Origin of the sequence: Streptomyces sp. NPDC018693 (genome assembly GCF_044391385.1) — a bacterium.
Lineage (GTDB): Bacteria > Actinomycetota > Actinomycetes > Streptomycetales > Streptomycetaceae > Streptomyces.
Genome location: NZ_JBIRZZ010000002.1, coordinates 94,122 through 109,617, shown reverse-complemented (window position 1 = coordinate 109,617; position 15,496 = coordinate 94,122). Strand labels below are relative to the sequence as shown.

Below are 15,496 nucleotides of genomic sequence, written 5' to 3'. Positions count from 1 at the left end.
GAAACGGCCCTGGAAACAGGGGGTGTGACGGCTTTTCAGCGCGATTCTGTCGGGAACCGACCTGGTGAGCGATTCGTTCGAGTCGGTGATCGGTCGAGCGTTTGTACGGTGCCTGGTTGTCCCTCGTACGGTGACCGCTCGAACTGTCTTGCGGGCAGTGGCCGTGCCGGGGCTACGCGTCGATGCGGTTCGCCGAGCGCAGGCGCTGGAAGCTGCGGGCCAGGAGGCGTGAGACGTGCATCTGGGAGACGCCCAGCTCCGCGCTGATCTGGGACTGGGTGAGGTTGCTGTAGTAGCGCAGCAGGAGGATTCGCTGTTCGCGTTCCGGTAGTTGGACCAGGAGGTGGCGGACCAGGTCGCGGTGTTCCACGCCGTCCAGTGCCGGATCCTCGTAGCCGAGGCGGTCCAGCAGGCCGGGCAGGCCGTCGCCCTCCTGGGCCGCCTCCAGGGAGGTCGCGTGGTAGGAGCGGCCCGCCTCGATGCACGACAGGACCTCGTCCTCGCCGATCCGCAGACGCTCGGCGATCTCGGCGGTCGTGGGGGTGCGTCCGTAGGCCGTGGTGAGATCCTCCGTGGCGCTGTTGACCTGGACCCACAGCTCGTGGAGGCGGCGCGGTACGTGGACCGTGCGGACGTTGTCGCGGAAGTACCGCTTGATCTCGCCGACCACCGTCGGCATCGCGAACGTCGGGAACTGCACGCCCCGGTCCGGGTCGAACCGGTCGATGGCGTTGATCAGGCCGATCGTGCCGACCTGGATGACGTCCTCCATCGGTTCGTTGCGGGAGCGGAAGCGGGCGGCCGCGTAGCGCACGAGCGGGAGGTTCGCCTCGATGAGCGCCCCACGTACCCGGTGGTGCTCCGGCGTGCCCGGCTGGAGCTCCTTGAGCTGGGCGAAGAGCACCTGGGTCAGAGCCCGGGTGTCGGCCCCGCGGCGCTTGGCCGGGACCTCCGTGGCGGCAGCCTCGGGGGCCTCCGCCTGTGGCGGCGCAGTACTGGCCGACATGGTCAACGCCACCTCTTCATCGGTCCGACTCGGCACTTCATCCGTCAAAAGCGGTCATAGCATCACAAGACATGTGCACTGTGTGCAAGCACCCCATAACGCCGTGTTGATGGACAAGTTGAGGCGTACGACGCACGGGAGCCCCCCGCCGTCGTGGCGGGGGGCTCCCGGAGGACCGGGTTCTCAGAACTCGTAGTCGGCGACCACCCAGGTGGCGAACTGCCGCCACAGCGCCACACCCTCCTGGTGGGCGGGGTGTTCCAGGTACCGCTTCAGGGCGTCCGCGTCCTCGACGGCCGAGTTGATCGCGAAGTCGTAGGCGATGGGCCGCTCGCTGATGTTCCAGCCCAGCTCCCAGTGGCGCAGTTCCTCGATCTGGTCGCCGAGCGCCCGGAAGGCCGCCTCGCCCTCCACGACCCGGGGGTCGTCGCGCTCGACGCCCTCGTTGAGCTTGAAGAGGACCAGATGGCGGATCATGGGCACTCCCAGTGTGGTGCGGAGGGTGCGGGCTAACTGGCCCCGTTGGCCAGCCAGGTGAAGAAGTCGCCGATCGCCTTCGCCGCGTCCGATATGCCCTCGAACCCTATCTGGACGTAGTCCGCGGCCTTTTCCGGGTCCGTGATGATCACGTACAGCACGAAGACCACGAGCACGTAGACGGCGATCTTCTTGGCGTTCACCGCCACCGCGGCCTCCCCTGTGACTGATGTGCCTCTCGGGCCCCCTGTTGCCGGCCGTGAGTGTAACTTTCACGGCCCACTGCACATCGTATTGAAGGACCTTCGGCTTACGGGTCGGGCCGTTCGGCGCGCCGCCACCGCGTCCCGGTGGCGCAGGATGGGGATGTGGCCGAGCGGGTCTGGCAGGAGTCCGCCGGCCACCGGACCAGCCCCACTGCGGGGTGCGCGCCGCCGCTTTCCCCCGTAACGGGCGCGCACTTGAGGGCCCGGTCCACAGAGAGGGCCCCGTCGATCCGACGGGGCCCTTCTCAGTGAGCGGTAGCGGAGGGATTTGAACCCTCGGTGACTTGCGCCACACTCGCTTTCGAGGCGAGCTCCTTCGGCCGCTCGGACACGCTACCGAGGGAGACCTTACAGCACGGGCCGACCAGGGTGGAAATCGGTATTCACCGGTCCCGGAAGAAGTCCGTCAGGAGCTGGGCGCAGTCGTCGGCGAGGACGCCTTCGACGACCTCGGGGCGGTGGTTGAGGCGACGGTCGCGTACGACGTCCCAGAGGGAGCCGGCGGCGCCCGCCTTGTCGTCGCGGGCGCCGTAGACCACGCGGTCCACCCGGGACTGCACGATCGCGCCCGCGCACATCGTGCACGGTTCCAGGGTGACGACGAGGGTGCAGTCGGTCAGCCGCCACGCGCCGAGGCGTTCGGCGGCCCGCCGGATGGCGAGCACCTCCGCGTGGGCGGTGGGGTCGCCGGTGGCCTCCCGCTCGTTGTGCCCGGTCGCCAGGACCGTCGTACCGTCGGCGGACAGCACGACGGCGCCGACGGGGACGTCCCCGCCCCGGACGGCCAGCCGTGCCTCGTCCAGGGCGAGCCGCATCGCGGCCCGCCAGCGGTCGCGTACAGGGTCGGGAACCCGGCCCTCTTCGATGGGCGCGGTCAGCGGACGGTCTCCAGCACCTCCGAGGCGCCCAGGGCCTCGGCGATCTCCCCGACGGCGTCCTCCGACAGCGACTTCAGCTCCTTCTCGCTGACGCCGAGGTCGTCGAGGATGCCGGCGTCGCCGACCGGGCCGTGCGGCACGGCCTCGCCGGAGCTGTCGGCCGCGTCGTCGTCCTCGTCGTCGCCGTCCTCGGTGCCGTCGAGGTCGAGGGCGTCCAGGTCGTCGTCACCCGGATCCCGGCCGAGCAGTTCGTCGGTGAGCAGGATCTCGCCGTACGAGCTGCGGGCGGCGGCAGCGGCGTCCGAGACGTAGATACGCGGGTCGTCCTCGCCGTCGACGCGGACCACGCCGAACCACGAGTTCTCCTGCTCGATCAGCACGAGCACCGTGTCCTCGTCGGGGGACGCCTCCCGGGCGAGGTCGGCCAGATCGGACAGGGTCTCCACATCGTCGAGCTCTGTGTCGCTCGCTTCCCACCCGTCTTCGGTGCGCGCGAGCAGTGCGGCGAAGTACACCGTGACTCTCCCACTGGTCATAGGTGTGCCGGTTGGAGGTCCCCCCGGCGGAGGTCGCGGGCGGAGAGAGCTCAGGCTCCGAGCCCCACCCACTCGGAATCGTGGCAGAAACAAGGCGTTCAGGGGACGTCTTCGGCTCCCTGTGTCCGGTGGTTTTGATCGCATGTCCGCGCGCACCCCCGGGCACCCGGGTGACGCGTGCACAAGCGACCCCACCAGCACACTCGTTGCCGCCAAGAGCGGATCGTACGCGGCTTTCCGGCGCGTCCACGCACGCCCACCCGCACAACGTCCATGACATCGCTGATCTTCCCGGTGAGCCGACCGGGTGCGGACTACCAGCGGAACGTACGCATGCGCATGGCGTGGCGCAGCCGGGCGGCCTTGGCGCGGCGCGGCTGGACCCGGTCGCGCAGGGCGCGGGCCTCGGCGAGTTCGCGCAGGAACTGGGCGCGGCGGCGCCGGCGCTCGGCGTCGGTCTCCCGCGCGGGCGCGTCGGCCGTGGAATTACTGTCGGACGGATCAGGCAGGTCAGGCATAGGCGCACCACCACCCCGTCGGCGCGGGTTCAGCACCCGGGTCCGTTCCTCCCACTTTCCCCCGGTCGGTGGGTTTGATGCCAGCGAACGGACCAATCAGAGGCCCGGGCCTTGCGCTCGGTGAGGACGCCGGGGGCATGCGGCCCGTTACTGTTGTGGACATGCGTCTCCACGTCGTCGACCACCCTCTGGTCGCCCACAAGCTCACCACGCTGCGCGACCAGCGCACGGACTCCGCGACCTTCCGCCGTCTCGCCGACGAGCTGGTCACCCTGCTCGCCTACGAGGCCACGCGCGACGTGCGCACCGAGCAGGTCGACATCACCACGCCGGTCGCCGACACCACCGGTGTGAAGCTGTCCGCCCCGCGTCCGCTGATCGTGCCGATCCTGCGGGCCGGCCTCGGCATGCTGGAGGGCATGGTCCGGCTGCTGCCGACCGCCGAGGTGGGCTTCATGGGCATGATCCGCAACGAGGAGACCCTGCAGGCCAGCACCTACGCCACCCGCATGCCGGAGGACCTGTCCGGCCGCCAGGTGTACGTCCTGGACCCGATGCTGGCCACCGGCGGCACCCTGGTCGCGGCGATCCAGGAGCTGATCAAGCGCGGCGCGGACGACGTCACCGCCGTGGTGCTGCTGGCCGCCCCCGAGGGCGTGGAGATCATGGAACGCGAGCTGGCCGGGACGCCGGTGACCGTCGTGACGGCAGCCGTGGACGACCACCTCAACGAGCACGGCTACATCGTGCCGGGGCTGGGGGATGCCGGGGATCGTCTGTACGGGGCTGCCGAGTAGCGCCCCGAAAGGGGCGCGGGGAACTGCGCGACCAGCCACATACGGCCCGCAGCCGCGACAAAACCGCGCCCCTACGGCGATACGCGCCCCTCAGCAGCCCTTCTTCGCCGTCGGCGTGGGCTTCGGCGCCGTCAGAGCCGTCAGCGCCCGGTCCGCATCCGCCGGCGCGGCCAAGGCCGTGAACCCGTCGCCGATGATCAGATCGACGGCGGTGCCCTTCCGAGCCGCGTCGGTACGACGTTCCGCGCCGGCCAGTTGGGTGGCGAGGACCGGCAGCGAGGTGTTCAGCGCGGAGGCCGGGCCGAGCAGCAGCCCGGGGCCGCGGACCTTCTTGTCGTACTCCTCGCTCGCGTTGCCGACCTGCCCGATGACGAAGCCGCGCTTCTTCAGCTCGTCCGCGGTGGTCTTGGCGAGCCCCGCGCGGGTCGTGGCGTTGAGGACGTTCACGGTGATCTGACCGGGCCGGGGCAGTACCGCCGCCGGGCTCGCACTGGCCGTCGGGGTGCCACCGGCGGTCGGGGTGCCCTTCTTGGCTGCGCAGTCCGCCCCCGAACCGGCCGCCGAGGCGGTCCCGCCACCGCCGGTGAAGAGGTCGATGAGCTGCAGGGTTCCCCAGCCGGCCACGCCCAGTACGGCACCGCAGGCGAGGGCGACGACCACCATCCGGCCACGCCGCCGGGGCCGGCGCATCCGTGGGTACTTGTCCCCCGTGATCCGGTACTGGCCGCCCATGCCGGGGGGAGTCAGCATGCTCATGGGCGCAGCGTAGTGCGCCGGGGCGGCCGTGCCTACTAGATGATCATTCGACACCGCTCAGGTGAACCCGAAAGGGCCAACCCGCCGACGGTGGGTGTCTCAGTCCAGTTCGAGGACGCGCGCGTGGAGCACCTGGCGCTGCTGCAGCGCCGCCCGCACCGCGCGGTGCAGCCCGTCCTCCAGATACAGGTCGCCCTGCCACTTCACGACATGCGCGAAGAGGTCGCCGTAGAACGTGGAGTCCTCGGCGAGCAGGGTTTCCAGATCGAGCTGACCCTTGGTCGTCACGAGCTGATCGAGGCGGACCGGGCGCGGCGCGACGTCCGCCCACTGCCGGGTGCTTTCCCGGCCGTGGTCGGGGTACGGCCGGCCGTTTCCGATGCGCTTGAAGATCACACGGAAAGCCTACCGGTCCAGACGTTCCGGGCGCAGCCATGGCGGCGGAGTGCGACGCCGGAAATACCGCAGGGAACTGACACGAACCGGGACGGAGGCGGTAGCCGACCGCCTCCGTCGGCTGCTTCAGCGGTCCCCCGTCTTGGTGGCAGGGGGTTGTTCGGGCTCGGGGGGCTTCACTTCCCGTTTCGGCGCGTTGCGAGCGGCTTCGGCGCGCACCAGGGCGCGGAGCAGGGCGTATGGGTCTTTCGGCATGAGTCGGTCTTCCTTCCGTGCTGATGACGAGACGGTGGGCGGGCTCTGTCAGCAGCGCAGGACGACCGTGCGCAGGATGTGGGGGGTCTGCGGGGGGTTGTCGTCGGTGGGGTGGGTGGGGGCCCAGGGCGGGCTCGGCGCGGGGGCCGGCGGGGGTGCGGGGAGCAGGGGTGCGGCGGGGCGGTGGGCCGTCGGGCGTAGTGCCTGGTCGCCGGCGTCGTACTCGATGGCGATGCCCGCCGGCTCCGCCGGGACGGCGTACGTGTGTCCGCCGGGGGCGAGGAGCGCGAGCAGCAGCACGAGTACGCGTAGCCAGGGGAGGCTGTTCGGGCGGCGTCGTGTGGTGCTCACGGTGGTGGTTTCCCCGGGGCGCGCTGGGGGTTCATCGCATTGGCCCGGAAATTCACTCCGGCGGACCAGGGGGATTCCCGTTTCGTTGCCGGGTGCGGGCGGTGGGGGGCTGGTCGCGCCCACGCGGCGGAGCCGTGTGTCGATACAGCCCCGCGCCCCTGGGGAGTTGCCCTGCACGCCGATCACAGCGCCCGCGGAATCCTGCCCGCCCCACTCCTGATGCGGACCGCCGTGAGGATCTCCACCGCGCCCACCGCGATCAGCCAGATGCCGGTGACCAGGGTCAGGACCGCTACCGACTCGAAGGGGGAGACGATCAGTACGGCGCCGGCGGCGAAGGTGACGGCACCGAGGGAGATCTGCCAGCCGAGTGAGGGCATGGCCGGGTCGGAGACGGCGGCCAGGGTCTGGGTGATGCCGCGGATCAGCCAGCCGATGCCGATCCACAGGGCGAGCAGCAGGATCGACTGCATGGGGCCGCGGAAGCAGAACAGGCCCAGCAGGACCGACAGGGCGCCGCTGACGAAGGCGAGGACGCGCAGGGAGGTCGCGCGGTGGGTGCCGAACGCGGCGATCAGTTGGAGGACCCCGCTGATGAGCAGGTAGAGGCCGAAGAGGACGCCGGCGGCGAGGAGGGAGGCGCCGGGCCAGGCGAGGACGAGGACGCCGAGGATCAGCGAGGCGACGCCGGTGAGCAGGACGATCTGCCAGGCCGCGCGGGAGAGGGCGTGCAGGGGGCCCTCGAAGGCCGGTTCCGGTTCGCGGGGTGTCGTGCCCGGCGGATGGTGGCCGGCGTGGACCTTGCGGTCGTCGTACTCCGGGCCCCAGGGGGAGCCGCTCGGTGCGTCGGTCATGATCCATGCTTCGGACGGCCGAGCCGGGACCGCCACCGGGGAGCGGCCGCCCGGATGACGTACTCCCGCGTCCGTTACTCCTGATTCCGCTACTCCTGATTCCGTTACTTACGTTTCGCCGCCGCCTTCATCTCCTGCTTGTGCGCGCGCACCTTGGCCAGTGACTCGGGTCCGGTGATGTCGGCGACGGAGCGGAAGGACTTCGGCTCGCCGTAGGGGCCGGCCGCCTCCCGCCAGCCCGTGGGGGTGACGCCGAGCTGTTTGCCGAGCAGGGCGAGGAAGATCTGGGCCTTCTGCTTGCCGAAGCCGGGCAGGTCCTCCAGGCGGCGCAGCAGCTCGCGGCCGTCGCCGACGCCCTTCCAGACGAGCTCGGCATTGCCGTCGTAGTGCTGGACGAGGTAGGCGCAGAGCTGCTGGATGCGCTTGGCCATGGAGCCGGGGTAGCGGTGCACGGCTGGTTTCTCGGAGAGGAGGGCGGCGAATGCCTCCGGGTCCTGGGCGCTGATCTCGTGCGCGTCGAGGTCGTCGGTGCCGAGCCGGTCGGCGATGGTCCGCGGCCCCTTGAACGCCCACTCCATCGGGACCTGCTGGTCGAGCAGCATCCCGACCAGCGCGGCGAGCGGCGAGCGGCCGAGGAGCGCGTCGGCCTCGGGGTCCTGGGCGAGGTGCAGGGTGACGTCCATGCACCGATGATCGCCCGTGCCGGCTCAGTCCGCGCGCCAGTAGCCCAGTGCGTGCAGGCGGTCCTTGGGCAGGCCCAGTTCCTTGCGGACGTACGAGGACAGGGTGCGGGTCGTCCGGGTGTCGCAGGCGATCCAGACGTACGGGTCCGGGGTGGCCCTCAGCAGGGCGGGGAGCTCGGCACGCACCTGCTCGACCAGGTCGCCGCGCCTGACGTGGCGCAGGTCGTGGCGGCCGGGGAGGGGCAGGTCGTCGGTGCCGCCCTCGAACCAGACGGTCGCCGGGGCGCAGTCCAGCGCGCCGAGCAGAGAGTTGAGGGCGGGGAGGGAGGCCGGGTCGCCCATCGCGAGGAGGCGCGTGGGGGCCGGGTCGGGCTCGGTGAAGCCGGTGCCCTGGACGGTGGCCTCGATGGTGTCGCCGGGCTTCGCGGCCCGCGCCCAGTCGCTGGCGGCGCCCTCGTGCAGGGCGAACTCCAGGGCGAAGGTGCCCTGCGCGGGGTCAGGGTCGACCAGGGTGTACGCCCGCTGGTGGGGCCTGGCCGTGTCGGGGATCCACAGCCGGACCCACATGGTCGGGTGGACACCGGTCGCGGCGAGCAGCCCGCCGTCGGTGAGGTACAGCCTGCGGTAGTCCGGGGTGACGTCCTCGGCGCCGGTGACGGTGAGGGTGAAGTCCTTCGCCCGCATCAGCCTGAGGACCGTGCCCTCCCAGCCCCGCCCCTGTGCCATGCCTTCTCCACCCCTCACGTACGATTCCTCCGATTACTTAGGTGAGGCTAACCTAAAGCACGGTGGGGGTGCAGCGTGGATACAGAGAGGCCGCAGGTGACGTCCGAGATCTACCGGGATGCGTGGGGCATCCCGCATCTGCGCGCCGCCGACGCGCTCTCCCTCGCCCACGCGCAGGGGCTGGTCACCGCGCGCGACCGGGCCTGGCAGCTGGAGGTCGAACGCCACCGCGCGCAGGGCACCTCCGCGTCCTTCCTCGGCCCGGAGGCGGTCGCCTGGGACGTCTTCGCCCGCCGGGCCCGCCTCGACGACACGGCCCGGCGATGCCACGAGGCGCTGACGCGGGACGATCCGGAGACCGCCGACTGGGTACGGGCCTACGTCGACGGCGTGAACGCCGGGCTGCAACCGGCCCCCGAGTTCGGCCGGGTCGGTCTCACGCCCGGGCGCTGGGAGCCCTGGACCCCGCTCGCCGTCTGGCTCTCCACCCACATCCTCTTCGCGGGCTTCCCCGCCAAGCTCTGGCGCGACCAGGCCGTACGGCACCTCGGGCCCGAGGCGGTCGGCCTGTTCGCCACCGACGGGCCCGGCACCGCAGGCAGCAACGGCTGGCTGGTGACCGGCGAGCGCACCGTCACCGGGCACGCCGTGATCGCCGGCGACCCGCACCGCTTCATCGAGGACCCCGGCGTCTACCAGCAGATCCGCCTCGCCTGCGACGACCCCGACGACCCCTTCGACGTCATCGGCCTCGCCGTCCCCGGCATCCCCGGCATCGCCCACTTCGGCCACACCGGCACGGTCGCCTGGTCCATCACCAACGCCATGGCCGACTACCAGGACCTCTACCACGAACGCCTCCGCCGCACCGGCGCCGGCATCGAGTCCCTCGCCCCCGACGGCGCCTGGCACCGAGCCGTCCGCCACACGGAACTCGTCCAGGTGGCCGGCGAGGAGCCCCTGGAGATCGAGCTGATCGAAACCGAGCGGGGGCCGGTCATCGCCGGGGGGCCGGAGGGCCTGGAGGACGTGGGCGACGGCAGCCCAGGGCTTGTTGATGCTCTTGGGGATGGTGTGCGTGCCCTCGACGGCGGCGCCGCCCCGCATGCCCCCGGCGCCGACACCCCCCACCCCCTCGACATCCCTCTCGCCCTCAGCCTCCGCTACCCGCCCCGAGTAACCGCCGACCTCGGATTCAGCGCGCTTCTGCCACTGCTGCGGGCCCGCACGGTCGTCGATGTCGACCGGGCGCTGGACGCCTGGGTCGAGCCGGTCAATGTCGTGCAGGCGGCCGACACGGACGGCGGGGTGCTGCACCGGGTCGCGGGGCGGGTGCCGGTGCGGGACGGGGAGAACCGGGTGCGGCCGGTGCCGGCCTGGCGGGCGGGGCACGAGTGGACCGGGTGGTACGAGATGCCCCGGGCCGGCGTGACCGACGGTGTCGCCGTGATGGCGAACCAGCGCGGCCCGGCGGCGGAGCTGGGCGTGGAGTTCGCCCCGCCGCACCGCGCCGACCGTATCCGCGCGCTGCTGGACGGACGCAGGGAGTGGTCCGCGGCCGACATGGCCGAGATCCACACGGACACCCACCTCGCCTCCGCCGCCCCCCTGCTGGACCGCATCGCCGACCTGCCCGGCCTGACCCCCGCGGCAGCGGACCTGCGCGACCGCCTCCTGCGCTGGGACCGCCGTATGGACGCCGACAGCCGGGACGCCGCCGCCTTCGCGGCCGTACGAAGCGCGGTGGTCCGGCGCCTCGCCGCCCACCCGGCGTTCGCCGCGCTCACCACCCCGCCCGCCTACCCCGAGGTCCTCCTCCCTTGGCTGGCGCTGATCCCCCGGATCGGCTACGCCCTCGAACACCTGCTGCGCGCCGAGGAGTTGTACGGCATCGACCGGGACCGGGCGATACACGAGGCCGTCGAGGAGGTCGCCGTACAGCCGCCCGCCCGCTGGGGCGACACCCACCGGCTGGCCCCCTGGCGGGCGCTGCCCGACCCGTCGTACGAGGCGCCCGCGCTCTCCGGCGACCACGACTGCGTGCTGTGCACCTCGGCCGTCCCCGGCTGGACCGACCTCGCGGCGCGCGGCCCGGCCGCCCGCTACGTCTGGGACCTGGCCCGCCGCGAGGACAGCCGCTGGGTGGTCCCGCACGGCGCGCACGGCACCCCCGGCCACCCCCACCACCACGATCAGCTCCCGCTGTGGCTGAAGGGCGAACTCGCCCCGGTCGTCACGGACTGGGACTCCCTGCAGAAGGAGAGCGATGTACGTCCATGAGCGGAAGCTCGACGGCTTCGGCACCTTCCGGCTGCGCCCCCTCGACGCCGAGGCCGACGCCGGAACCGTGCACGGCTGGGTGAGCCAGGAACGAGCCGTGTTCTGGGGCATGAACGGGCTGACGATCCACCAGGTCACCCAGATCTACGCCCACATGGCGACCCTCGACACCCACCACGCCTTCCTCGCCGAGCTGGACGGCACCCCGGTCGCCCTCCTCCAGACGTACGAGCCGTCCGAGGACCGCGTCAGCGAGTGCTACACCGCCGAGCCCGGCGACATCGGCGTACACGTCCTGCTCGCCCCGGCCGACGGCGGCGGAGCCCGGCCGGGCTGGTCGGCGGCCCTGCTCGGTGCCTTCGCCGAGTACGTCCTGGTCGGCCTGGACCGGCGCCGGGTCGTGGTCGACCCGGACGTGCGCAACGACAAGGCGATCGCCCGCTTCCAGCGGATGGGCTTCGAGGCCGGACCGGTCGTCACGCTCCCCGAGATCGACCTCCCGGACGTGTACCTGCCGGAGAAGAGGGCCCAATTGGCCTTCCTCCGCCGGGAGGTAGCCTTCCCGAGGTGACCCCGGAAGAGCTGATCGCCCACTACCACCTGGAGCCGATCCCCCGCGAGGGCGGCCTGTTCCGCCGCACCTGGGCGGGCCCGGAAGGCCCGGACGGCCGCCCCACCGGCTCCGCGATAGTCGCCCTCCTCACCGCCGCCGACCACTCCGCCCTCCACCGCCTGCCCACCGACGAGATCTGGCACCACTACCTCGGCGACCCCCTGGAACTGCTCCTCCTCGCCGAGGACGGCACCTCCCGCACCACCGTCCTCGGCCCGGACGTCCTGAACGGCCAGCACGTCCAGCTCACCGTCCCCGCCCGCACCTGGATGGGCGCGCGTACCCGGGGCGACTGGACCCTGTTCGGCTGCACCATGGCTCCCGGCTTCACCTACGCGGACTACGAGCACGGCGACCCGGCCGCCCTCACGGCGCGTCACCCGGACCGGGCGTCACTGATCGCGGAACTGTGCCGTCCATGAGCTTGCTCCAGGGCCAGGTCGCCCTGATCACAGGCGCGGGCGGCGGCATCGGACGGGGCATCGCGCGCCGGTTCGCGGAGCAGGGCGCCGCGGTCGTACTGCACTGCCGTACGAGCCTCGCGGCGGCCCGGGAACTGGCGGCCGGCCTGGACGGTCCCGCCCTGGTCGCGCGGGCCGAGCTGACCGACGAGGACGAGTGCCGACGCCTGGTCCGGGAGGCGGCGCAGTGGGGCGGCGGCAGGCTGACCGCGCTGGTCAACAACGCGGCCCTACAGCCGGTCCAGCCGCTGGAGGGCATGCGGGCGGCCGACTGGCGGGCGGTCGTCGACACCGGCCTCACCAGTGTCTTCGCCTGCACCCAGGCCGCCGTGGAGGTCATGCGGGAACAGCCGGACGGCGGCACGATCACCCATATCGCCTCGGTCGAGGCGAGGTCGCCCGCCCCCGGCCACGCCCACTACGGCGCCGCCAAGGCGGCCGTCGTCACGCACGCCCGCGCCGCCGCGCAGGAGTACGGCCGGTACGGCATCCGCGTCAACACGGTCTCGCCCGGACTGGTCGAGCGGCCGGGCCTGGAATCGGACTGGCCGGAGGGCGTGCGGCGCTGGCGGGCGGCCACCGCCGTCGGCCGGCTGGGCCGCCCCGAGGACATCGGCGACGCCTGCGTCTTCCTCGCCTCGCCCCTGGCGTCCTGGATCACCGGCCACGACCTGGTGGTGGACGGCGGGGCGACGGCCCGGCCCACATGGTGAGCGCGCCGGTGGTCCCATCCGTACGTATCCGGGAGCGACGAGCCGGGATACGGAGACTGGGCGTGGGCGAGGGGCGCGATGACGGACGACGGCGACTTCAAGGGCTGGTGCTGCTGGGCGCCCTGCTGGTCCTGCTCCTCCTCCCCGGAGCGGGCCCGGCGTCGGCCCACTCCGCCCTGCGCGACACCGACCCCGCCGACGGAAGCGTCGTCCAGTCCGCGCCCAGCGCCATCACCCTCACCTTCACCGAGTCCGTAGGACTCCTCGACGACTCCTTCCGGGTTCTGGACCCCGGCAGCCACCGGGTCAGGACCGGCGAGGTCCAGCACGCCGACGGCCGCTCCGACACCGCGCGGATCACCCTGCCCGCCGGGCTCGGCGACGGCACGTACACCGTGGCCTGGCGGGTGGTGTCGGCGGACAGCCACCCCGTCTCCGGGGCGTTCACCTTCTCCGTGGGCGCGCCGTCCGCGACGACGGCCACGATCGACCCCGGCCCCACCGAACACCCGCTCACCGCCGCCCTCCACGACACCGCCCGGTACGTCGCCTACCTCGCCGCCGCCCTGCTCATCGGCACCGCCGTCTTCGCGGCGGTGTGCCGGCCCGCGCCGGTACGCCCGCTGGGGGCACCGCTGCGCATCGGCTGGTGGGCGCTGACCGGCTCGACGCTGCTGCTGTTGCTGCTGCGGGCCCCCTACGAGACCGGCGAGGGGCCGCTCGCCGCGTTCGCGCCGGACGCCCTGAGCCGTACCCTCACCGGGCGGCCGGGGCTGGCGCTGCTGGCACGGCTGGCCCTGCTCGCGGTGGCCGCGCCGCTCCTCGTACGGGCCGGGCGGCGGCAGGTCCCGGGCCGTCCGATGTCGGTGGCGGGCGTGGCGATCGCCGTCGGCCTGGCCCTCACCTGGGCCGCCGCCGAGCACGCCTCGGCCGGGATCCAGGTGCCGGTGGCGATGACCTCCTCGGTACTGCACCTGCTGGCGATGGCGAGCTGGCTGGGCGGACTGGCCGCCCTGCTCCTGCTGCTCCGCCGCGCCACGCCGCCGATCGAGACCGTCACCCGTTTCTCCCGGCTGGCCGGGATCTCGGTCACCGTCCTCGCGGTGACGGGCCTCTACCAGTCCTGGCGCGGCCTCGGCTCGCTGACCGCGCTCACCGGGACGTCGTACGGCCGGCTCCTGCTCGCCAAGCTGGGGGCGGTGGCGCTGCTGCTGGCGGCGGGGGCATGGTCGCGCGGATGGGTGAGGGCGCGGACGAAGGTGTCGGAGGAGAAGGGAGAGGTACGGGTGCTCGAAATGGCGGGACCGGCGAATTCGGAGCCGCCCCCGGCCCCGGCCGCCGAGGACGCGACCGCCACCCCGGCCGAGGAGGCGCACCGGCGTGCGCTGCGCCGCTCGGTGCTGGTGGAAGTGGTCGTCGCCGCCGTCGTACTGGCGCTGACGACCGTGCTGACCGGCACCCTGCCCGGCAGGGCGGAGGCCGAGGCGGCGGCGGTGGGGCGGGCCGCGGCGCCGCCCGCGACCTCGGTGAGCATGGTGCCGTTCCGGGTGGGCGACGCGAGCGGCACGGTGCAGATCACGCTGGATCCGGCACGCACCGGCGACAACGCCGTGGAGGCCGTCGTCTACGGCCCCGACGGCGGCCTGGCCTCGGTCCCCGAACTGCGGATCTCCTTCACCCACCCGGCCCAGGACATCGGCCCGATCGACGCCGGGGTGACCGACCGGGGCGGCTACTGGGCCACGAACACCGTGACCCTGCCGGTCGCCGGCACCTGGACGATGAAGGTGACGGTGCGGGTGTCGGAGATCGACCAGGTGAGCGTCGAGCGGGCGGTACGGATCGAGAGCTGAGCCGCCGCCGGTGGAACGGTCAGTACATGGTTTGCTGAATTCAGGATTCCCTGTACTGTCGCTCGTATGCTGCCCACACTGGCCCCCGACATAGAGGTGCTGGCCCGCTTCGGCCGTGCGCTCGCCGATCCCCTCCGCTGCCGGCTGCTGCTCGCCCTGCGCGAGGCACCCGCGCACCCCGCCGACCTGGCGGACCGGCTGGGCATCTCCCGCACCCGCCTCTCCAACCACCTGGCCTGCCTGCGCGACTGCGGCCTCGTCGTCGCCGTACCGGTGGGCCGCCGCACCCGCTACGAGCTGGCCGACGCCCGGCTCGGCCATGCCCTCGACGACCTGCGTACGGCGGTCCTGGCGGTGGAGGCGGACCGGCACTGCCCGGACGCCGAGGACGAGGGCTGCTGCTGATGGCCGCGCCATCGCCCGGGCCGACGCTGAACGCCGCCCGCCGGGACACACTGACCCGGCGCATACGGCTGCTGGTGGCCGCGACGATCACCTACAACCTCATCGAGGCGGCCGTCGCGCTCACCGCCGGGACGCTCGCCTCCTCCACCGCCCTCATCGGCTTCGGGCTCGACTCGTTGATCGAGGTCTCCTCGGCGGCGGCCGTGGCCTGGCAGTTCTCCGCCCGTGAGCACGCCGTACGCGAGGCCCGGGAGCGGACCGCGCTGCGGATCGTCGCGGTCTCCTTCCTCGCCCTCGCGGCCTACCTCACCGTCGACTCCGTGCGCGCCCTGACCGGCGGCGCCGAGGCCGACGAGTCGGTGCCCGGCATCGTGCTGGCCGCCCTCTCCCTCGCGGTCATGCCGCTGCTGTCGGCCGCGCAGCGCCGGGCCGGCCGGGAACTGGGCTCCGCGTCGGCCGTGGCCGACTCCAAGCAGACCCTGCTGTGCACGTACCTCTCGGCGGTCCTGCTGGCCGGCCTGCTCGCCAACGCCGCCCTCGGCTGGTCGTGGGCCGACCCGCTGGCCGCGCTGGTCATCGCCGCGGTGGCGGCGAAGGAGGGCCGGGACGCGTGGCGCGGGGACGGCTGCTGTGCCGCCTGCTGAAGGGCTCGGCCCTACCGCGGAGCCCTTC

The 15,496-nt window shown here is 72.7% G+C and carries 21 protein-coding genes and 1 tRNA gene; 8 read left to right on the top strand and 14 right to left on the bottom strand.

The window, feature by feature from the left end; all coding sequences use genetic code 11:
* Positions 1–172: 172 nt before the first annotated feature.
* The 7 genes from ACH5AC_RS04740 to ACH5AC_RS04710 all read right to left on the bottom strand — a co-directional run bounded on the left by ACH5AC_RS04740 (position 173) and on the right by ACH5AC_RS04710 (position 3,681).
* Positions 173–1,006, bottom strand: a complete 834-nt coding sequence (locus tag ACH5AC_RS04740) for an RNA polymerase sigma factor SigF (RefSeq protein ID WP_398860180.1) — start codon at positions 1,004–1,006, stop codon at positions 173–175.
* 183 nt (positions 1,007–1,189) lie between these two features.
* On the bottom strand, positions 1,190–1,483 hold the full coding sequence (locus tag ACH5AC_RS04735; RefSeq protein WP_398860179.1) for a Dabb family protein: 294 nt from the start codon (positions 1,481–1,483) through the stop codon (positions 1,190–1,192).
* Between the two features lie 32 nt (positions 1,484–1,515).
* Positions 1,516–1,692 (bottom strand): hypothetical protein, encoded by a 177-nt coding sequence (locus tag ACH5AC_RS04730; protein ID WP_398860178.1) that lies wholly within the window; start codon positions 1,690–1,692, stop codon positions 1,516–1,518.
* Between the two features lie 310 nt (positions 1,693–2,002).
* Positions 2,003–2,087: transfer RNA gene (locus ACH5AC_RS04725), tRNA-Ser, on the bottom strand.
* A 45-nt stretch (positions 2,088–2,132) separates the two neighbouring features.
* On the bottom strand, positions 2,133–2,564 hold the full coding sequence (tadA, locus tag ACH5AC_RS04720) for a tRNA adenosine(34) deaminase TadA (protein WP_398860177.1): 432 nt from the start codon (positions 2,562–2,564) through the stop codon (positions 2,133–2,135).
* Positions 2,565–2,623: 59 nt separating this feature from the next.
* Positions 2,624–3,142 carry a hypothetical protein gene (locus tag ACH5AC_RS04715; protein WP_398860899.1) on the bottom strand — a complete coding sequence of 173 codons (519 nt, stop codon included), beginning with the start codon at positions 3,140–3,142 and terminating at the stop codon, positions 2,624–2,626.
* Positions 3,143–3,477: 335 nt separating this feature from the next.
* A complete protein-coding gene (locus ACH5AC_RS04710) occupies positions 3,478–3,681 on the bottom strand; it encodes a hypothetical protein (protein ID WP_398860176.1) in 204 nt (67 codons plus the stop codon).
* Positions 3,682–3,842: 161 nt separating this feature from the next.
* Between ACH5AC_RS04710 and upp the strand changes: the two genes are divergently transcribed.
* Positions 3,843–4,478, top strand: a complete 636-nt coding sequence (gene upp / locus ACH5AC_RS04705) for a uracil phosphoribosyltransferase (RefSeq protein ID WP_398860175.1) — start codon at positions 3,843–3,845, stop codon at positions 4,476–4,478.
* A gap of 90 nt (positions 4,479–4,568) precedes the next feature.
* Here the strand turns inward: upp and ACH5AC_RS04700 are convergent, their stop codons facing one another.
* The 7 genes from ACH5AC_RS04700 to ACH5AC_RS04670 all read right to left on the bottom strand — a co-directional run bounded on the left by ACH5AC_RS04700 (position 4,569) and on the right by ACH5AC_RS04670 (position 8,499).
* Positions 4,569–5,210 (bottom strand): LytR C-terminal domain-containing protein, encoded by a 642-nt coding sequence (locus tag ACH5AC_RS04700; RefSeq protein ID WP_398860898.1) that lies wholly within the window; start codon positions 5,208–5,210, stop codon positions 4,569–4,571.
* Between the two features lie 123 nt (positions 5,211–5,333).
* Complete coding sequence (locus ACH5AC_RS04695; RefSeq protein WP_003999914.1) at positions 5,334–5,630, bottom strand: type II toxin-antitoxin system VapB family antitoxin; 297 nt, start codon at positions 5,628–5,630, stop codon at positions 5,334–5,336.
* Between the two features lie 126 nt (positions 5,631–5,756).
* Complete coding sequence (locus ACH5AC_RS04690; RefSeq protein WP_398860174.1) at positions 5,757–5,885, bottom strand: hypothetical protein; 129 nt, start codon at positions 5,883–5,885, stop codon at positions 5,757–5,759.
* Between the two features lie 48 nt (positions 5,886–5,933).
* Positions 5,934–6,236 (bottom strand): hypothetical protein, encoded by a 303-nt coding sequence (locus tag ACH5AC_RS04685; RefSeq protein ID WP_398860173.1) that lies wholly within the window; start codon positions 6,234–6,236, stop codon positions 5,934–5,936.
* 182 nt (positions 6,237–6,418) lie between these two features.
* A complete protein-coding gene (locus ACH5AC_RS04680) occupies positions 6,419–7,090 on the bottom strand; it encodes an HdeD family acid-resistance protein (protein ID WP_398860171.1) in 672 nt (223 codons plus the stop codon).
* Positions 7,091–7,194: 104 nt separating this feature from the next.
* Positions 7,195–7,773 (bottom strand): HhH-GPD-type base excision DNA repair protein, encoded by a 579-nt coding sequence (locus ACH5AC_RS04675; RefSeq protein WP_398860170.1) that lies wholly within the window; start codon positions 7,771–7,773, stop codon positions 7,195–7,197.
* 24 nt (positions 7,774–7,797) lie between these two features.
* Positions 7,798–8,499 (bottom strand): siderophore-interacting protein, encoded by a 702-nt coding sequence (locus tag ACH5AC_RS04670; RefSeq protein ID WP_398860169.1) that lies wholly within the window; start codon positions 8,497–8,499, stop codon positions 7,798–7,800.
* 96 nt (positions 8,500–8,595) lie between these two features.
* On the opposite strand from ACH5AC_RS04670, the gene ACH5AC_RS04665 reads away from it, so the two are divergent.
* From ACH5AC_RS04665 to ACH5AC_RS04635, 7 genes are all read left to right on the top strand, one after another.
* On the top strand, positions 8,596–10,779 hold the full coding sequence (locus ACH5AC_RS04665) for a penicillin acylase family protein (RefSeq protein ID WP_398860897.1): 2,184 nt from the start codon (positions 8,596–8,598) through the stop codon (positions 10,777–10,779).
* A complete protein-coding gene (locus tag ACH5AC_RS04660; RefSeq protein ID WP_398860167.1) occupies positions 10,766–11,350 on the top strand; it encodes a GNAT family N-acetyltransferase in 585 nt (194 codons plus the stop codon). The genes ACH5AC_RS04665 and ACH5AC_RS04660 overlap by 14 nt, the downstream gene beginning before the upstream one ends.
* Positions 11,347–11,814 (top strand): cupin domain-containing protein, encoded by a 468-nt coding sequence (locus tag ACH5AC_RS04655; RefSeq protein WP_398860166.1) that lies wholly within the window; start codon positions 11,347–11,349, stop codon positions 11,812–11,814. The genes ACH5AC_RS04660 and ACH5AC_RS04655 overlap by 4 nt, the downstream gene beginning before the upstream one ends.
* Positions 11,811–12,566 (top strand): SDR family NAD(P)-dependent oxidoreductase, encoded by a 756-nt coding sequence (locus tag ACH5AC_RS04650; RefSeq protein WP_398860165.1) that lies wholly within the window; start codon positions 11,811–11,813, stop codon positions 12,564–12,566. The genes ACH5AC_RS04655 and ACH5AC_RS04650 overlap by 4 nt, the downstream gene beginning before the upstream one ends.
* Positions 12,567–12,673: 107 nt before the next feature.
* Positions 12,674–14,419 carry a copper resistance CopC/CopD family protein gene (locus tag ACH5AC_RS04645; protein WP_398860896.1) on the top strand — a complete coding sequence of 582 codons (1,746 nt, stop codon included), beginning with the start codon at positions 12,674–12,676 and terminating at the stop codon, positions 14,417–14,419.
* 69 nt (positions 14,420–14,488) lie between these two features.
* Positions 14,489–14,824, top strand: a complete 336-nt coding sequence (locus tag ACH5AC_RS04640; RefSeq protein WP_398860895.1) for an ArsR/SmtB family transcription factor — start codon at positions 14,489–14,491, stop codon at positions 14,822–14,824.
* The gene (locus tag ACH5AC_RS04635) at positions 14,824–15,468 is read left to right on the top strand and encodes a cation transporter (protein ID WP_398860164.1); all 645 of its coding nucleotides are present in this window, start codon (positions 14,824–14,826) and stop codon (positions 15,466–15,468) included. Before ACH5AC_RS04640 ends, ACH5AC_RS04635 begins: the two co-directional genes overlap by 1 nt.
* Positions 15,469–15,496: the final 28 nt, after the last annotated feature.